The sequence below is a fragment of the Candidatus Manganitrophaceae bacterium genome (genome assembly GCA_012960925.1).
Taxonomy (GTDB): Bacteria; Nitrospirota; Nitrospiria; order SBBL01; family JAADHI01; genus DUAG01.
On record DUAG01000029.1, the window covers coordinates 3939 to 5710 of the forward strand.

Annotated in this window: 1 protein-coding gene; it reads right to left on the reverse strand. The window is 48.3% G+C overall.

The annotated features are described in order from the left end of the window. Positions 1-73: 73 nt before the first annotated feature. Positions 74-1453: a sigma-54-dependent Fis family transcriptional regulator gene (locus EYQ01_03650; protein HIE64907.1), complete on the reverse strand. Its 1380-nt coding sequence runs from the start codon at positions 1451-1453 to the stop codon at positions 74-76. Positions 1454-1772 lie beyond the last annotated feature (319 nt).

The following is a 1772-nucleotide window of genomic DNA, read 5'->3' on the forward strand; positions in this document are numbered from 1 at the left end:
GCGCACTCTTCGCTCCTTGTCTCGCTCAAAAATTGTCTCCGGCCAATCACGCATGTTATTTTGGGACAGACCCTTAGGCCTCTGCCTCCTGTTGTTTACGAAAGTCTTCCAATTTCTTATAGAGAGTATGCCGGTCAATCTGTAAGATCTTTGCCGCCTTCATCTTGTTCCCGCCCGTCAACTGGAGAATCCGGTAGACATACTCTCTTTCCACTTCCGCCAAGGGAGACATCCTGGCCAAGGCCTGCTCTATCAGTATTTGGTCTCCTTGCCCTCCTGTAATTACCGGGGGGAAATCTTCCGCGCTGATCTTCTCCCGCAGGGAGAGCGTGACGCCGCGCTCGATAATATTCTCGAGTTCCCGGACATTTCCTGGCCAGCCATACTTCATGAGGATCTTGATTGCGGACACTGTGAGTCCGGTGATCTCTTTGTTTTGTAATGCGGCATATTTTTTTAAAAAATGGCCGGCGAGCAAAGGAATGTCTTCCCGGCGGTTTCTCAATGGCGGAAGGTCAATGCTTAGCACATTCACCCGGTAGAAGAGGTCGTCACGAAACCGCTTCGCGCGGACCTCTTCCATCAGGTCAAGATTTGTCGCGGAAATGATTCGGATGTCAATGGGGCTTATCTTGGTCGATCCCACCCGTCGAACTGTTTTTTCCTGAATAACACGCAGGAGCTTCGGCTGCAATCCCAAAGGCATTTCTCCAATCTCATCTAAAAAGAGCGTCCCTCCATTGGCCTCTTCAAACATTCCCTTCTTGTCAAATCGTGCGTCGGTAAAGGCCCCCCTGACATGACCGAAAAGTTCACTCTCCAAGAGCATCTCCGGGATCGAAGCGCAATCGATTGGGATAAACGGCGCCTCTTTTCTGGGGCTGTTATAGTGAATCGCCTTGGCAACCATCTCCTTTCCCGTACCGCTTTCCCCCGTAATAAGAATGTTCACGGTGCTGTCGGAAACCCGCTTGATCAACTGGAATATGGCTTGTATTTCTTTGCTCTTCCCGATAATTTTTGAAAATTCGTACTCCCGGCTTACCTCTACTCTGAGGCGGTTGACCTCCTTCTGTAACCAGATCTGTTCAAAAGCCTTCTCAACAACAACAATCAATTTCCCGAGCTTAAAAGGCTTAATAATGTAATCAAGTGCACCGAACTTCATTACTTCGATGGCCGACTCAACGGTCCCGAAGGCCGTAATCATGATGATGGTCTGCTGAGGGTTAACCGCCTTGACCTTCTTGAGCAACTCCAGGCCGGAAAGGCCTTCCATTCTGAGGTCTGTAATCAAAAGATCACAGGGCCTGACCTGGAGAGAACGTATTGCTAAATCTCCGCTGGCCACAGACTCCGCATCATACCCTTCCTCCTGAAGGAATTCCTCAATCAGTTTTCGCATCTCCCGATCATCATCTACGATCAGGACAGATCCCTTCGCTTCAGACATCACTTTTCTCCAGGTTTTACAATAAGTATATCTTTAAGGGATAGTTATATTATAACACTTCAGGATCCGTCTTGCTTGACCCAGAGGTCTCATGAACTTCTGAGGGGCCGGATTGACTCCTCATTTCCCACATCATACAATAGTTCGTGGATTCAAGTTTGAAGTGCAACGGTTAAAGAAGTCTTGGTTTTAAAGAATACCTCATAGGGTGCTCTAAATCCCAGTGATTTTCTTGGGCGGTGGTTGAGTTTGTTCATGGCGTTTTCGATTTCCGTGTTGGTCACGGTAGTCAGATCCCTGTGTTTGGGAAAATACTGTC

Coding starts and splice junctions, on each gene's coding strand:
- EYQ01_03650 (HIE64907.1), bottom strand. CDS start 1,453: ATGTCTGAAGCGAAGGGATCTGTCCTGATCGTAGATGATGATCGGGAG.